14 protein-coding genes and 4 pseudogenes are annotated in these 14,890 nt (G+C 68.2%); 7 read left to right on the forward strand and 11 right to left on the reverse strand.

The window, feature by feature from the left end:
* The 10 genes and pseudogenes from BMG07_RS42600 to BMG07_RS21785 all read right to left on the reverse strand — a co-directional run.
* A pseudogene (locus BMG07_RS42600) lies at positions 1-204 on the reverse strand (SMI1/KNR4 family protein); the annotation flags it as partial.
* Entirely contained in the window at positions 204-866 is a 663-nt protein-coding gene (locus tag BMG07_RS21745) for a hypothetical protein (RefSeq protein ID WP_269759259.1), read from the reverse strand. The gene BMG07_RS21745 and the pseudogene BMG07_RS42600, both read right to left, overlap by 1 nt.
* Positions 867-936: 70 nt before the next feature.
* Complete coding sequence (locus BMG07_RS21750; RefSeq protein WP_198086293.1) at positions 937-2,322, reverse strand: reverse transcriptase family protein; 1,386 nt, start codon at positions 2,320-2,322, stop codon at positions 937-939.
* Between the two features lie 243 nt (positions 2,323-2,565).
* Positions 2,566-3,402 (reverse strand): tryptophan 2,3-dioxygenase, encoded by an 837-nt coding sequence (gene kynA / locus BMG07_RS21755; RefSeq protein WP_198086294.1) that lies wholly within the window; start codon positions 3,400-3,402, stop codon positions 2,566-2,568.
* 19 nt (positions 3,403-3,421) lie between these two features.
* The gene (locus BMG07_RS21760) at positions 3,422-3,907 is read right to left on the reverse strand and encodes a hypothetical protein (RefSeq protein WP_198086295.1); all 486 of its coding nucleotides are present in this window, start codon (positions 3,905-3,907) and stop codon (positions 3,422-3,424) included.
* Position 3,908: 1 nt separating this feature from the next.
* Positions 3,909-5,185 (reverse strand): annotated as a pseudogene (kynU, locus tag BMG07_RS21765) (kynureninase).
* A 10-nt stretch (positions 5,186-5,195) separates the two neighbouring features.
* Positions 5,196-5,822: an arylformamidase gene (gene kynB, locus BMG07_RS21770; protein ID WP_198086320.1), complete on the reverse strand. Its 627-nt coding sequence runs from the start codon at positions 5,820-5,822 to the stop codon at positions 5,196-5,198.
* Between the two features lie 97 nt (positions 5,823-5,919).
* Positions 5,920-6,234 (reverse strand): YkgJ family cysteine cluster protein, encoded by a 315-nt coding sequence (locus BMG07_RS21775; protein WP_198086321.1) that lies wholly within the window; start codon positions 6,232-6,234, stop codon positions 5,920-5,922.
* A 21-nt stretch (positions 6,235-6,255) separates the two neighbouring features.
* Complete coding sequence (argF, locus tag BMG07_RS21780) at positions 6,256-7,191, reverse strand: ornithine carbamoyltransferase (RefSeq protein WP_198086296.1); 936 nt, start codon at positions 7,189-7,191, stop codon at positions 6,256-6,258.
* Positions 7,188-8,396 (reverse strand): aspartate aminotransferase family protein, encoded by a 1,209-nt coding sequence (locus BMG07_RS21785; RefSeq protein WP_198086297.1) that lies wholly within the window; start codon positions 8,394-8,396, stop codon positions 7,188-7,190. The genes argF and BMG07_RS21785 overlap by 4 nt, the downstream gene beginning before the upstream one ends.
* Positions 8,397-8,556: 160 nt before the next feature.
* On the opposite strand from BMG07_RS21785, the gene BMG07_RS21790 reads away from it, so the two are divergent.
* A complete protein-coding gene (locus BMG07_RS21790) occupies positions 8,557-8,961 on the forward strand; it encodes a DUF3579 domain-containing protein (RefSeq protein WP_198086298.1) in 405 nt (134 codons plus the stop codon).
* 139 nt (positions 8,962-9,100) lie between these two features.
* Here BMG07_RS21790 and rpsT read toward each other — a convergent pair.
* A pseudogene (gene rpsT / locus BMG07_RS21795) lies at positions 9,101-9,414 on the reverse strand (30S ribosomal protein S20).
* Between the two features lie 129 nt (positions 9,415-9,543).
* Between rpsT and murJ the strand changes: the two are divergent.
* The 6 genes and pseudogenes from murJ (at position 9,544) to BMG07_RS21825 (ending at position 14,809) form a co-directional block, all read left to right on the forward strand.
* Complete coding sequence (murJ, locus tag BMG07_RS21800; protein ID WP_198086299.1) at positions 9,544-11,097, forward strand: murein biosynthesis integral membrane protein MurJ; 1,554 nt, start codon at positions 9,544-9,546, stop codon at positions 11,095-11,097.
* Positions 11,098-11,146: 49 nt separating this feature from the next.
* The gene (locus BMG07_RS21805) at positions 11,147-11,995 is read left to right on the forward strand and encodes a SirB1 family protein (RefSeq protein WP_198086300.1); all 849 of its coding nucleotides are present in this window, start codon (positions 11,147-11,149) and stop codon (positions 11,993-11,995) included.
* 73 nt (positions 11,996-12,068) lie between these two features.
* Positions 12,069-12,497 (forward strand): VOC family protein, encoded by a 429-nt coding sequence (locus BMG07_RS21810; protein ID WP_198086301.1) that lies wholly within the window; start codon positions 12,069-12,071, stop codon positions 12,495-12,497.
* 144 nt (positions 12,498-12,641) lie between these two features.
* A complete protein-coding gene (locus BMG07_RS21815) occupies positions 12,642-13,070 on the forward strand; it encodes a YciI family protein (RefSeq protein WP_198086302.1) in 429 nt (142 codons plus the stop codon).
* A gap of 11 nt (positions 13,071-13,081) precedes the next feature.
* Complete coding sequence (locus BMG07_RS21820; RefSeq protein WP_198086303.1) at positions 13,082-13,504, forward strand: YciI family protein; 423 nt, start codon at positions 13,082-13,084, stop codon at positions 13,502-13,504.
* A 70-nt stretch (positions 13,505-13,574) separates the two neighbouring features.
* Positions 13,575-14,809: pseudogene (locus tag BMG07_RS21825) on the forward strand (RNA polymerase sigma factor).
* Positions 14,810-14,890 lie beyond the last annotated feature (81 nt).

Raw genomic sequence — 14,890 nt, forward strand, 5'->3', positions numbered from 1 at the left:
GGTGGCCAGCGCGCTGCCTTGTAGCGGGCCGTCGAAGGCCACGCCGGCCGCCGCGAGCCCGGCGATCAGGTCGGCGTCGTCGGTGGCGATGGCATGGCGCAGCGCCACGCGCGCGAGCGACGGCGTGTGGCGCAGCGTGCCCTCGGCCAGCGGCGTGCGCCAGTCGACCACGGCGCGGGAATAGAAGGCCACGAGCTTGTCCATCAGGTCGAGGTCGAGCCCGTGCTCTTCGTGCCGGTCGCGAGGTATTCGAGCAGCGTCTGGCCCGAGAAGTAGTCGCCCGCCGGCGCCAGCGGGTCTTCGTCCAGGCGCAGCGCCGCGAAGGCGGCCATGAGGTCGGGCGCGATGGTGTTCACACTGTCTTCGTGCAGCGCGTGCGTCCAGGCCGGCGGCAGGCCTTTCTTCCACGCGACGATCTGGCCGTGCTCGGCACCGGGCTCGACCACCGCGTAGACGCGGTCGGTGTACTCGAAGCCGCCGATGGGCAGGTGCGTGAGCTTGCCGCTCCAGGGCGTGCCGTTTTCCTTGGCGGCTTCCTCGGCCAGTTCCTGTTCGTGGTCGATCCAGCCTTGCAGGTCGTGATAGCCGTCGCTGCCGTTCCAGAACAGCTCGGTCCAGCTGATGCCTTCGCGATTGCCGCTCATCTCGAGCGACAGGTCGTAGTCGAGCCGCCCGCCCGCGGTGGTTTCCCACAGCGCGAGCAGCCCGCCCGGCAGCGGGCCCGCGCACAGTGCCTGCACCGCGGCGATCTGCGCCTGCGGCATCGGCGGCTGCGCGTCGAAGATCACGCGGCTTGCGAACAGCACGACGCCGTGTTCGCGCAGGGTGGAGAGCTCGTCGGGTGTGAACCGGATGTCGTCGTGCATGGCAGGGGCCTCCGTTGTTTTCAAAACTGTAGCGCTTTGCGCTCGCGGAGCAATCCGGACCACCCCAGCCTCATGAGGGCGTTTGCATGGGGCCGGTCCATTCGATGCGCTCGAAGAGGCGCATCAGCCGTGTCTTGCGCGCTGTGTTGAGCTGGCCGATCCACGCGATGCGGCCCAGCAGGTACGCGCGAAAGTCGGCGTGCCGCTCGCGGTTCTGGCTCGCGGGGCCATGCAATGCGCAGCGGTGCAGCACGGCTTTGAGGCGGTCGAAATCCTCGCGCGGCGCGTTGGCCTTGTCGTTGACGACCACGCCGGTCACGCGCTGCTGGCGGTGCGTCGGCATGCAGCGCACCTTGCGCGGATGAAGCTCGAAACCTTCGTCGGCCGCGATGCCGTCGACCCACGCGCGCAGCGCATTGAACTGCGCGCGCAAAGAGGCCGGGCCCGAGAACACCAGGTCGTCCGCGTAGCGCGTGTAGGTGGCGCCGAAGACCCATGCGAGGCCTTCGAGCCGCAGGTCGAGCCGGAACGCGCAGAGGTTGGCCAGCGCGGGCGAGCAGGGCGAGCCTTGCGGCAGGTGTGGCGCGGCAAGACGCTTGGCGCCCATCCAGTCGAGGCCGCCGTCGTCGCGCAACCGCTCGATGACGGCGGCATCGGTGCGGTGCGTGCACAGTGCGGCAAGAGCGCGTGCCACGCCTTCGGGATAGCCCAGCGTGCGAAAGGTCGCATGCACGCGCGAGGCACGTATGGCGGTGAAGAAGTCGCGCAGGTCGAAGCCGATCACCACGTCCCTGCCCGTGTGCGCGGCCGCGTGGCTCGCGACCGAGCGGCCCGGCACGAAGCCGTGCGCCGCTTCGTGCACGGGCACATGCCGCAGCAGGTCGTCGAGGACGCGGCGCTGCGCGCGCTTCAGGTCGGCCTTGGGGATTTCGAGCAGGCGCAGGCCGCCGAGGCGCTTGGGCTGCAACTGGTAGCGGTAGTGCGATGCCGGCTGGCCGCTGGCGTCGTCGGGTGCGCGAAACGCCTGCGCGGGCGAGGTGAGCCAGGCGAGCCGGTCCGCATCCAACTCGAGCCATTGCGCGAGTTCGGCCAGCGTCGGAATGTTCGGCAACGCGAAGTGGTCCAGCCCCGTCGGGCGCGGGAGCATCTCGGCGGGCCGCAGGATGATGCGGCGCACGCGCGGCAGTTTGTCCTGCTCGAAGGCGGCATCGAACTCGGGCATCTCGTGGATCGCGTTCGCCAGCGCGGGCAGATCGCTGCGCCGCCATGTGGACTGCGAGCGGTTGCCGAGCGCTTCCGCCAGCGGCTTGAGCCAGGGCGCGTCGCCGCCGAGCGTGGCGGCGGCCCGCGCGCGCAACGCGCCGGGCGCGGTGCCGCCGGGCTGCCTGGCGTCGGCGAGCAGGGCCCGCGCGAGGCTGCGCGCCAACCATTCCCTGTAGCTCAGTTCACGCGTCATGAGTGAGATGGGCCGCGAAGCCGTTGAAGAGGGGTGGCCACGGCCCTTCAACCAGCCGGTGATGCGCCAGCTGCGCTGCGCGAAAGCGCAGTCCCGCTTGCGCGCCGGAACGGGTAGCCATCCATCCACCACGGGGTTACCCCGCAGCACAAGGCCGAACGACGAATCGCAAAGCCTTGTCGAGTCTTGAAGTGCCGGTGCGCGCGGATTGTAGGGGCCGCTTTTCGTGCGGGGACTTTCGGGCTACAGATCGGTGCGCAGCTTCCAGATCTCAGGGAACAACACCACGTCGAGCATCTTGCGCAGATAGCTCACACCGCCCGTGCCGCCGGTGCCGCGCTTGAAGCCGATCACGCGCTCGACCGTGGTCACGTGGCGGAAGCGCCAGAGGCGGAAGGCGTCTTCGAGGTCGGTGAGCTTTTCGCCGAGCTGGTACAGGTCCCAGTGATCGTGCGGGTTGCGGTAGACCACGAGCCATGCGGCCTCGACGCCGTCGCTCGACTCGTAGGGCTGCGTCCAGTCGCGTTCCAGCCGGTCGGCCGGCACGGGCAGGCCGTGGCGCGCCAGCAGGCGCAGCGACTCGTCGTAGAGCGATGGCGCGCGGTAGGCGGCGTCGACTTGCGCGAGCAGGTCGGCGCGGTGCGCGTGCGGCTTGAGCATGGCGGCGTTCTTGTTGCCCAGCGCGAACTCGATGCAGCGGTACTGCGCGCTCTGGAAGCCGCTCGAATTGGCAAGGTACGGGCGCATGGCCGTGTACTCGGGCGGCGTCATGGTCGAGAGCACGGTCCATGCGCTCACCAGCTGTTCCATGATGCGGCTCACGCGAGCCAGCATCTTGAAGGCGTCGGCCAGTTTCTCTTCGGCGATGCAGGAGGTGGCGGCGCGCAGCTCGTGCAGCATGAGCTTCATCCAGAGCTCGCTGGTCTGGTGCTGCACGATGAACAGCATCTCGTCGTGCGCGGGCGAAAGCGGATGCTGCGCGTTGAGGATCTCGTCGAGGTGCAGGTAGTCGCCGTAGCTCATGGACTTGCTGAAGTCCAGTTGCGCCTTTTCTTCGTGGACGATTTTTTCGGTGCTCATGAGGGTGTCTGCTCGCGGATCATCGCCAGACCACGGCGGTATAGGAGGGAAGGCCCATGCCCGATGTCTTCTTCGGGTAGACGAAGCGCACGACTTCGTTCTTGCGCTTGAACTCCTGGTAGGTGTCGCCACCGGGAATGCGGCCCTTGTCGGCCGGTGCGTAGCCCGCGGCGCGGGCCTCCTTGACCAGCCGCTCGAAGGCGGCCTTGTCGGTCAGCGACAGCTGGATGCTGTTCTCGCCGGCGCGGCTTTCCACGTACGTGGACTTCATGAGATGCGTGGTCTGCCCGTCGACGAACTTTTCGTACTCGATCATGCTGACCTCGTCGGTGACGGTCTTGTCGGCATAGGAAAAGCCCTGGCTCTTGACCTGCTGGCGGAAGGCATCGGGCGCGAGCGCGACGAAGGCCTTGAGCTGGTCGAGCGTGAAGTCGGGTTGCTGCGCAAGGGCGGGAGCCGCCAGCATGCACAGCGATGCGAGGAATGCGAAGACGCGGTGTTTCATGTCAGGTCACCGCGTTCTTGCGGTTGAATTCCTCGCGCTTCCACTCGCCGGACTCGAGCACCTGCACGAGGTGTTCGACCGAGTTCCACACGTCCTCGAAGCCGATGTACAGCGGCGTGAAGCCGAAGCGCAGGATGTCGGGCATCTGCGAATCGCCGGCGCGGTAGTCGCCGATGACGCCGCGCGCGATCAGCGCCTGCACGATGGCATAGGCGCCTTCCTCGCGGCTGAGGCAGACCTGCGAGCCGCGCTTCGAATGATCGCGCGGCGTGACGAGCGACAGGCCCTGGCCTGCGCAACGTTCTTCGACCAGCGCGATGAACAGGTCGGTGAGCGCGAGCGACTTGGCGCGCAGCGCGGCCATGGCGCCGTTCGCGCCGTTGAAGGCTTCGGCTGCCAGCACCGTGTCGAGCCCGCACTCGAGCCCGGCCAGCGCAATGATCGGCTGCGTGCCGCACAGGTAGCGGCCGACGCCCGGCGCGGGGCGGTAGTGCGGCGTGAACTCGAAGGGCGCCGCGTGGCCCCACCAGCCCGACAGCGGCTGCTCGAACTGGCCCGCGTGCCGGGTGTTGACCCACGCAAAGGCGGGCGCGCCGGGGCCGCCGTTGAGGTACTTGTAGCCGCAGCCGATGGCGTAGTCGGCATTGCTGTCGTTCAGCGCCACGGGCACGGCGCCCGCGCTGTGCGCCAGGTCCCACACGGTGAGCGCGCCCACGGCGTGCGCGGCGGCGGTGACGGCCTTCATGTCGTGCATGGCGCCGGTGCGGTAGTTGACGTGCGTGAGCATCAGCACCGCAACCTCGTCGGTCAGTACGCCCGGGAGTTCGCTCGCGTCGATCAGCTTCAGCGTGAAGCCGCGTTCGCGGCACAGCGACTCGGCGATGTACAGGTCGGTGGGGAAGTTGCTGCGTTCGCTCACCACCAGCTTGCGGCCACTGTCCTTTTGCTGCGACAGCGCCGCGAACAGCACCTTGTAGAGGTTGACCGAGGTGCTGTCGGTGCACACCACTTCGCCGGGCGCGGCGCCGATCACGCGGGCCACCTTGTCGCCCAGGCGCTGCGGCAGGTCGAACCAGCTCGCGGTGTTCCACGAGCGGATCAGGCCTTCGCCCCATTCCTTGGTCACCACTTCGGCGATGCGCGCGGGCGCGGCCTTGGGCATCACGCCGAGCGAGTTGCGTCGAGGTACAGCACATCGGCAGGAATGGTGAATTGGTCGCGCAGGGCGCGCAGCGGGTCTTGCGCGTCGAGCGCGCGGCAATCTGCAAGGGTCGTCATGGTGGAGGTTTCAGCGTGAGAGTTCGCGCAGCACGGCGCGAACGGGGGAGGCATCGGCGCTGACCAGCTTCAGCGGCAGCGCGATGAGTTCGTAGTCGCCCTCGGGCACGTCGTCGAGCACGAGGTTCTCGAGCACGCGCAGGTCGAGGCGGCGGATGCGTTGGTGGCTCTCCAGCGTCTTGCTGTCGGCCGGGTCGATGCTGGCGGTGTCGATGCCGATGAGCTTCACGCCCATGGCCGCGAGGCGCTCCACGGTGGCGGGCGCATAGGCCGCGAGCTGCGGGTCCCAGTGGCCCACGGGCATGGTGGCGTAGGTGCGCACCAGCACGCGCTGGGGCAGGGTGCTGTCGACGGCGTGGGCAATGTGTTCCCACTCGATCAGCGGGCCTTGTGCAATCGCGTGGATCACGCGGCAGGGGCCGAGAAAGGGCGTGAGGTCGACATTGCCGATGGTCTGGCCGTCGGGGTCGTAGTGCAGCGGCGCGTCGGCATGGGCGCCGACGTGGGGCGAGAGCTTGATCTCGCTGACGTTCACCGGGCAGCCCGGAGAGATGGTCGCGGCCCAGCGCTGCTGGTAGGGCGTGTCGCCCGGAAACACCGGCGCGCCTTCATGCACGGGCGGCGAAATGTCCCAGATGCGTTGCTGATGTGATGGAGCATGGCGCGAAGGTAGCGCCGGGCGAGGGGTCGTGGTGTCGGTTATTTCCAACACACCGCGTGACGAGTTGAACGCGTCAGTGCAGCGAAGACAGCGCGGGCAGGCCGTGGCGCGCGCGGGCGCGTTCGCAGGCGTCGCTGCCGGCCTGCAGTTCGTGGCAGGGGTTGGGCCGCCATTCGTAGATGCCGCAGCCCACGGTCTGGCCGATCTTGCCGGTGAGGGCGGCGCAGCGCATGGGCGTGTGGTCGGTGCCGCGCATGCGGCAGATGGCGTCGTTCACCTCGACGGCCAGGCCCGAGGGGACGCGGCCGCCGTTGTCGTCGAGTTCATGCACGCTGAAGTCGACGCGGTAGCTGGCGCAGCAGGCACCGCATTGCTGGCAATCGGACAGGTCGGACATTCAGAAGGAAGGTCAGAGCTTGCCCAGGAGCAGGAACTCCATGAGCGCCTTCTGCGCGTGCAGGCGGTTCTCCGCCTCGTCCCACACCACCGACTGCGGTCCGTCGATGACCTCGGCCTGCACTTCCTCGCCGCGGTGGGCGGGCAGGCAGTGCATGAAGAGGGCACCGGGTTGGGCCACGCGCATCATGTCCTCGTCGACGCACCAGTCGGCAAAGGCCTTGCGGCGGGCCTCGTTCTCGGCCTCGTAGCCCATGCTGGTCCAGACGTCGGTGGTGACGAGGTCGGCGCCGCGGCAGGCTTCCATCGGGTCCTTGAAGACCTTGTAGCTGTCGCCCGAGCGGATGCCGGCGATCGACTGGTCGACCTCGTAGCCGCTGGGCGTGCTCACGTGCACCGTGAAGCCCAGGATCTCGGCGGCCTGCAGCCAGGTGTTGGCCATGTTGTTGCCGTCGCCCACCCACGCGACGGTCTTGCCCTGGATCGATCCGCGATGCTCGATGTACGTGAAGATGTCCGCCAGGATCTGGCAGGGGTGGAACTCGTTGGTCAGGCCGTTGATGACGGGCACGCGCGAGTGCGCCGCGAAGGCGTCGATCTTGGTCTGCTCGTAGGTGCGGATCATCACGATGTCGACCATGCGGCTGATGACCTTGGCGCTGTCCTCGATGGGCTCGGCGCGGCCCAGCTGGCTGTCGCCGGTGGTCAGGTGGACCACGCTGCCGCCGAGCTGGTACATGCCGGCCTCGAAGCTCACGCGGGTGCGCGTGCTGGCCTTCTCGAAGATCATGGCCAGCGTGCGGTCGACCAGCGGCTGGTGCTTCTCGTAGGTCTTGAACTTCTTCTTGATGACCGCCATGCGGTCGAAGAGGTAGGCGTATTCGTCGGCCGTGAAGTCGGCGAACTGCAGGTAGTGCCGGATGGTGTTCGGGGTCGAGGCGGTCGTCATTTCGCGGCAGGCTCCGAAAGGAAGGCTTTGACCAGAGGCGCGAGGATGGCGACGATTTCGTCGGCCTCGGCAACGCTCAGGATGAGCGGCGGCACGAGGCGGATCACCTTGTCGGCCGTGACGCTCAGCAGCAGGCCGGCGTCGCAGGCGCGGTTCAGGATGACGCCGCACGGACGGTCGAGCTCGATGCCCAGCATCAGGCCCTGGCCGCGGATGTCCTTCACGCCCGGCAGGCCGCCGATTTCGCGCTCCAGCGCGGCCTTCAGGTGGGCGCCCACGGTGGCGGCGTTCTCGAGCAGCTTGTGCTCTTCCATGATGCGGATGGTCTCGACACCGGCGCGCATGGCCAGCGGGTTGCCGCCGAAGGTGGTGCCGTGGTTGCCAGGGCCGAAGATGTTCGCGGCCTTGGGGCCGGCCACCACGGCGCCGATCGGCACGCCCGAGCCCAGGCCCTTGGCCAGCGGCATGACGTCGGGCTTGATGCCGGCCCACTGGTGGGCGAACCACTTGCCGGTGCGACCCATGCCGCATTGCACTTCGTCGATCATCATGAGCCAGTCGCGCTCGTCGCACAGCGCGCGCACCTGCTTGAGGTATTCGACGCGCATCGGGTGGATGCCGCCTTCGCCCTGGATGGTCTCGAAGAACACGGCCACCACGTTGGGGTTGCCCTGGGTGGCTTTTTTCAGCGCCTCGATGTCGTTCAGCGGCACGCGGATGAAGCCCTCGACCAGCGGGCCGAAGCCGGCCTGCACCTTGGGGTTGCCGGTGGCCGACAGGGTGGCGATGCTGCGGCCGTGGAAGGCGGCTTCGTAGACCACGATCTCGGGGCGCTCGATGCCCTTGTCATGGCCGAACTTGCGCGCCAGCTTCAGGGCGGCTTCGTTGGCTTCCAGGCCGGTGGAGCAGAAGAACGCGTTGGTCAGGCCCGACAGCTCGGTCAGCTTGGCGGCCAGCTGTTCCTGGCCGGGAACGTGGTAGTAGTTGGAGCTGTGGATCAGCTTGGTCAGCTGGTCGTGAAGGGCGGGCACCAGCTCGGGGTGGTTGTGGCCCAGCGTGTTCACGGCGATGCCGCCGAGGCCGTCGATGTAGGCCTTGCCCGCGGTGTCCCAGACTCGGCAGCCCTGACCGTGCGACAGTGCGATCGGCAGGCGACCGTAGGTGTTCATGACGTGGGGCGAGGTGGGCTGGGCGGTAGCGCTCATTCGGGTTCTCCAGATAGGGAAGCCGAATTCTGGCGTGCGCTTTGACAGCTTCGTTGAGGATTCCGCATTACAGCAATGCCTGCTGTTCAGGATGCAAAAAGTGGCGCGGATAGAATCGTGTGCTGCACCGCAGCACCTGTTCCGGTCGCTTCAATCAACGATGATTTCCCCCACTGCCAAAGAAATCTTCATCCAGGGCATCACCCGCGATGGACGCACTTTTCGCCCGAGCGATTGGGCCGAGCGTCTGGCCGGCGTCATGAGCTCTTTCCGCCCTGGTGGCGCCTTTCCGGGCAGCTACCTGAGCTATTCCCCATGGTGCGTGCCCACCTCGATCAACGGCGTGAAGTGCGTGATCGTGAACCGCGACCTGCGCGATGCCGAGCCCATGGCCTGGGACTTCTGCGTGAACTTCGCCAAGGACAACGACCTGCAGGTGTCCGACGTGTCGCCGGCCCCGCCCGCGCCGGCCGTGCCGAAGGTCGCGCAAACGCCGGTGGCCGCCGCCGTGCGCTCGGATCCGGCCGCGCCCGTGATTCCCGTCGAGCCCCCCAAGACCCCCTAGGCCTTCCCGGCTCTCAGCGGCCCCCCAAACCGATCGCCCATGAAAAAACCGCCCGAAGGCGGTTTTTTACACTTTGCTGCAGCGCACCCCGATCAAACGGCGGACCGGAGAATTCCGGCCCGGGCTTGCCTGACAGGTGTCAGGCGGCGGCCTTTTCAGGCGCCAGGGCGAGGGCCTTGACCTTGGCCGACAGGCGGCTCTTGTCACGGGCTGCCTTGTTCTTGTGGAAGATGCCCTTGTCGGCGACGGTGTCGACGATGCTCTGGGCCTTCGCGAACAGTTCGCTTGCCTTGGTCTTGTCGCCAGCCAGAACAGCCTTTTCGACGTTCTTGACAGCGGTACGGTATTTGGAGCGCAGCGAGGTGTTCGCAGCGTTGAGCTTGGTGCCTGGCGGACGCGCTTACGGCCGGAGGCGAGGCGCGGGTTCTTTTTCTTGGGCTTGGCGGATGCCATGATTTAGTTCCTTAGGTGTCTGAGGATGATGCAGCAAAGCCCTCCATTATAGGCCGGGTTCGCCATTTCGCCCAATTCGCGCCCGAATCGGCCTGTTTCGGCCCGTGCCGGGGCCTACACTCGGCCCCCGTGTCTCTGCTCAAATCCGCCTCCACCGTCTCCCTGCTGACCCTCGCTTCGCGGATCACGGGCCTCGTGCGCGACGTGCTGTTCGCCTCGGTTTTCGGCGTCAGTGCGCTGACCGATGCCTTCAACGTCGCTTTTCGCATTCCCAACCTGTTTCGCCGGGTGTTCGGCGAAGGCGCCTTCAGCCAGGCCTTCGTGCCGGTGCTGGCCGCGCGCAAGACCGAAGCCGGGCAGGAGGGCGCCCGGGAACTGATCGACCACGTCGCCACGCTGCTTACCTGGACGCTGGTGGTGCTGTGCGTGGCCGGCGTGGTGGGCGCGCCGCTGATGGTCTGGGCCATGGCCAGCGGGCTGGCCGGCTTCGACGCGGCCGTGGTCATGACGCGCTGGATGTTCCCGTACATCGGCTTCATGTCGCTGGTCGCGCTGGCGGGCGGCATCCTGAACACCTGGCGCAAGTTCGCGGTGCCGGCAGCGTCGCCGGTGCTGCTGAACATCGCGCTGATCCTGTCGATCGCGGTGGGCGCGCCGCTGTTTCGCCGCTGGGGCATCGAGCCGATCTACGCACAGTGCGTGGGCGTGCTGGTGGGCGGGGTGCTGCAGCTGGCGCTGCAGATTCCGGCGCTGCGCAAGCTCGGGCTGATGCCGCGCATCGGCGCGAGCTTCAAGGCGCTGCGCACCGCGTGGACCGACCCCACCACGCGCAAGGTGCTCAAGCTCATGCTGCCCGCGCTGCTGGGCGTGAGCGTGGCGCAGATCTCGCTGCTCATCAATACGCAGATCGCCTCGCACCTGGCCGAGGGCAGCGTCACCTGGATCACCAACGCCGACCGGCTGATGGAGTTCCCGACCGCCATGCTGGGCGTGGCGCTGGGCGTGGTGCTGATGCCGCAGTTGGCCATGGCCCGCGCCGCCAAGGACGACGCGCGCTATTCGTCGCTGCTCGACTGGGGCCTGCGCCTGGTCGTGCTGCTGTCGGCCCCGTGCGCGGTGGCGCTGCTGCTGTTCGCCAAGCCGCTGGTGGCGGTGCTGTTTCACAACGGCGCCTACAAGGACGTCGACGTGGCCCACACCACGATGGCGCTGATGGGCTACGGCGTCGGGCTGGTCGGCATCGTGGCCGTGAAGGTGCTGGCGCCCGGCTACTACGCCAAGCACGACACGCGCACGCCGATGCTCATCGCCGTGGGTGTGCTGGTGCTGACGCAGGTTCTCAATGTCTTTCTGGTGCCGGTGCTGCAGCACGCGGCGCTGACCCTGACCATCGCCATCGGCGCGCTGGTCAATTCGACCTGGCTGCTGGTCGGCCTGATGCGCCGCGGCAGCTACAAGCCCGAGCCGGGCTGGGGCAAGTTCGCGCTGCAGGTGCTCATTGGCACCGCGGTGCTGAGCGGCCTGCTGGTCTGGGGCTCGGGCCATTTCGACTGGATCGCCCTGCGCGAGCATCGCTTGCAGCGCATCGGCCTGCTGGCCGCGCTGATCGCCGGCGCCGCGCTGCTCTATTTCGCCGTGCTGACGGCGGTGGGCGTGCGGCTGCGCAGCTTCCTTCGCCGCTGAGGCCGCGCCCGTGCCTTGACGCTCGGGGCGGGCTCCTCTACAAAGACACATGACGTTCAGCTTTCAGGTTCCCACCGCACTGGAGTATTTCGAATCGCTGGTTCGCAGCGACGATCACTTTCCGCTGCTCGAAGCCGCCGCCAGCCTGGCGCAGGACGAATACCCCGACCTCGACGTGCAGCAGGTGCTGGGCGATATCGACCAGCTGCTGGCCCGCCTCAAGCGGCGCCTGCCGGCCGACGCCGCGCCGCTGGCCCGGCTGCGCGCGCTGAACCAGTTCTTCTTCAACGACCTGAACTTCGGCGGCAACCTCAACGACTACTACGACCCCGACAACAGCTACCTGAACGCCGTGCTGCGCACCCGCCGCGGCATTCCGATTTCGCTGGCGGTGCTGTGGATGGAGCTGGCGCAGGGCCTGGGCCTGCAGGCGCGCGGCATCGGTTTTCCGGGGCACTTCATGCTCAAGGTGACGCTGCCCAAGGGGCAGGTGGTGATCGACCCGTTCACCGGCAAGTCGCTGTCGCGCGAAGAGCTGGGCGAGCGGCTCGAGCCGTACAAGCGCAGCAACGGCCTGGTCGGCGATTTCGACGTGCCGCTGGGCCTGTACCTGCAGCCGGCCAGTTCGCGGGAAATCATCGCCCGCATGCTGCGCAACCTGAAGGAAGTGCACCACGCGCAGGAAGACTGGCAGCGCGTCATCGCCGTGCAAGACCGGCTGATCGCGCTGCTGCCCAGCGCCTGGGGCGAGTACCGCGACCGCGGCATCGCCCATGCCGAGCAGGGCAACACGACACAGGCGGTGCGCGACCTGGAAACCTACCTGGCGCGGGCCGAGGACGCGCTGGACATCGACGCGATCGCCGAGCGCGTCGCCACCCTGCGCCGCATGGCCTAGGATGAAACGGCGCTCCGGGCCTTGTCTTGGCGTGCGTTGCCGGTCAGCGGCCACGCAGGGCAGAGACTGAAAAATGGCCGCCCAAACCGGCGTGAGCCCGGCCCCCGACCTGGGCACCCTGCACGAATTCCACGGCGTGCAGCCGGTGCTGCCGGTGTCCGACGTCTCCCGCGCCGCGCGCTGGTTCCGTGACGTGCTGGGCTTCGAACTCGACTTCATCGCCGGCGAGCCGCCCAGCTATGCCCGGGTGAAGAAGGGCGATCGCAGCTACGGCGACCCCGTCTACCTGCGGCTGTGGCAGTGCAACACGCGCGGGGCCGTGCCCTGGCGCGGCGAAATCGTGATCCACGTGGGCAAGGACATCGACGGCCTGCACGCCGCCTACGTGAAGCGCGGCGTGACCGTCGTCGAGGCGCCCGTGTCCCAGCCCTGGGGCCTGCGCGAGTTCGCGATCCGCGAGCCGGACGGCCACGTGCTGCGCTTCTGCGGCTACCTGCCCTGAGCGGGCGCCGCGGGGTTTTTGAAACACAAAATTACAAATAGATCGACGCGAACGTGTCGATCCGCCTTCCGCTCGTCCGACGTGTGAACAGGAGCAGGCGGTTTTCAGCCGCTCCCCGCCTCATCAACCTTCAGGAGAAACGACATGCGATTCATGATTCTGGTCAAGGCCAACCGCGATTCCGAAGCCGGCGTGATGCCCAGCACCGAAATTCTCACCGCCATGGGCAAGTTCAACGAAGAGCTGGTCAAGGCCGGCGTGCTGCTGGCCGGCGAAGGCCTGCACCCCACGTCCAAGGGCGTGCGCGTGCGCTGCGAAGGCCCGACCAAGCGCACCGTCATCGACGGCCCGTTCGCCGAAACCAAGGAGCTGCTGGCCGGCTTCTGGATCCTGCAGTGCAAGTCGCGCGAGGAGGCCATCGAGTGGATCAAGCGCAGCCCCTTCCAGGAGGGCGAGATCGAGATCCGCCAGGTGTTCGAAGCCACCGACTTCGGCGATTCGATGACGCCCGAGTTGCTCGCGCAGGAAGACCGCCTGCGGGCCGAATCCGCCGCCCAGGCCGCGGGCCGCTGAGGAGAAACACCATGCGCTTCATGATGCTGATGATTCCCAAGGGCTATGAAACCGCGGCGCCGGGCACCATGCCCGAAGACGCCAAGGCCATGGCGGCCATGATGGCCTACAACGAGTCGCTGCAGAAGGCCGGCGTGCTGATCAACTGCGACGGCCTGCATCCGCCGTCGATGGGCGCGCGGGTGAGCTTCAAGGGCGGCAAGCCGAAGATCGTCGACGGCCCCTTCGCCGAGGCCAAGGAAGTGCTCGGCGGCTACTGGGTGATCGACGTGGCTTCGCGCGAGGAAGCCATTGCCTGGGCCGCGCGCTGCCCCGGCGGCGAGAACGAGGTCGTCGAGGTGCGCCAGGTGCAGGAGCTCAGCGACTTCCCGCCGGCCCTGCAGGCGGTGGCGACCGAGTTCCCGGCGATGCAGTCGCGCAAGAAGCCCGGCTGACGTGAGCGCCGGGGGCAGCGGGGGCGCCGCCCAAGGCGCCATTCATCGCGCCATCGACGCGGTGTGGCGCATGGAGTCGGCCAGGATCATCGCCACCGTCGCGCGCATGGTGCGCGACGTGGGCCTGGCCGAAGAGCTGGCGCAGGACGCGCTGGTGGCCGCCCTCGAGCAATGGCCCGAAGCCGGCGTGCCCGACAACCCCGCCGCCTGGCTCACCGCCGTGGCCAAGCGCCGCGCGCTCGACCGGCTGCGCCACCTGCAGCTGGCCGAGCACAAGGCCGGCGAAATCGGCCGCGAGATCGACGCGCAACACGACATCGCACAGGCCGATTTCGCCGACGCGGTCGACGCGGCCCTGGACGACGACATCGGCGACGACCTGCTGCGCCTGGTGTTCACCGCCTGCCACCCGGTGCTGTCGACCGAGGCCCGCGTGGCGCTCACGCTGCGATTGATGGGCGGCCTCACCACCGACGAAATCGCGCGCGCCTTCCTCGTGCCCGAAGCCACCGTGGCGCAGCGCATCGTGCGCGCCAAGCGCACGCTGGCCGAGGCGCGCGTGCCCTTCGAGGTGCCGCGCCGGCACGAGCTCGAAGCGCGCCTGGCCTCGGTGCTCGAAGTGCTCTACCTGATCTTCAACGAAGGCTATTCGGCCACCGCCGGCGACGACTGGATGCGCCCCGCGCTGTGCGACGAAGCCATGCGCCTGGGCCGCATCGTGGCCGAGCTGGTTCCCCGCGAGGCGAGGTGCACGGCCTTGTCGCGCTGATGGAAATCCAGGCCTCGCGCACGGCGGCGCGCGTCGGCGCCTCGGGCGAGCCGGTGCTGCTGCTCGAGCAGAACCGCGCGCGCTGGGACCAGATGCTGATCCGCCGGGGGCTGGCCGCGCTCGCCCGCGCCGAGTCGCTGGGCGGCGCGCTCGGCCCCTATGCGCTGCAGGCCGCCATCGCCGCCTGCCACGGCCGCGCGCGCACCGCCGACGAAACCGACTGGGGCCGCATCGCCGCGCTCTACGACGCGCTGGCCGAGCTCTCGCCTTCGCCCATCGTCGAGCTCAATCGCGCCGTCGCGTTGTCGATGGCCTTCGGGCCGGCGACCGGGCTGGAAGTGGTCGACGCGCTCATGGACGAACCCGCGCTCAAGGGCTACCACCTGCTGCCGACCGTGCGCGGCGACCTGCTCTTCAAGCTCGGCCGCCGCGACGAGGCCCGCAAGGAGTTCGACCGCGCCGCCGCGCTCACGCGCAACACGCGCGAGCGGGCGCTGCTGCTGGCGCGCGCGCGGGCCTGCCATGCCCTCGAATGAGCTGAACGACTGCTGAAGCCGCGTCGCGCGTGCAAGAGGAAAATGCGCGCCATGCCCAGTGTTCCAACCCTCCGATTCCTG

The organism is Variovorax sp. E3, from assembly GCF_016082275.1.
In the GTDB taxonomy this organism is placed as follows: Bacteria; Pseudomonadota; Gammaproteobacteria; order Burkholderiales; family Burkholderiaceae_C; genus Variovorax.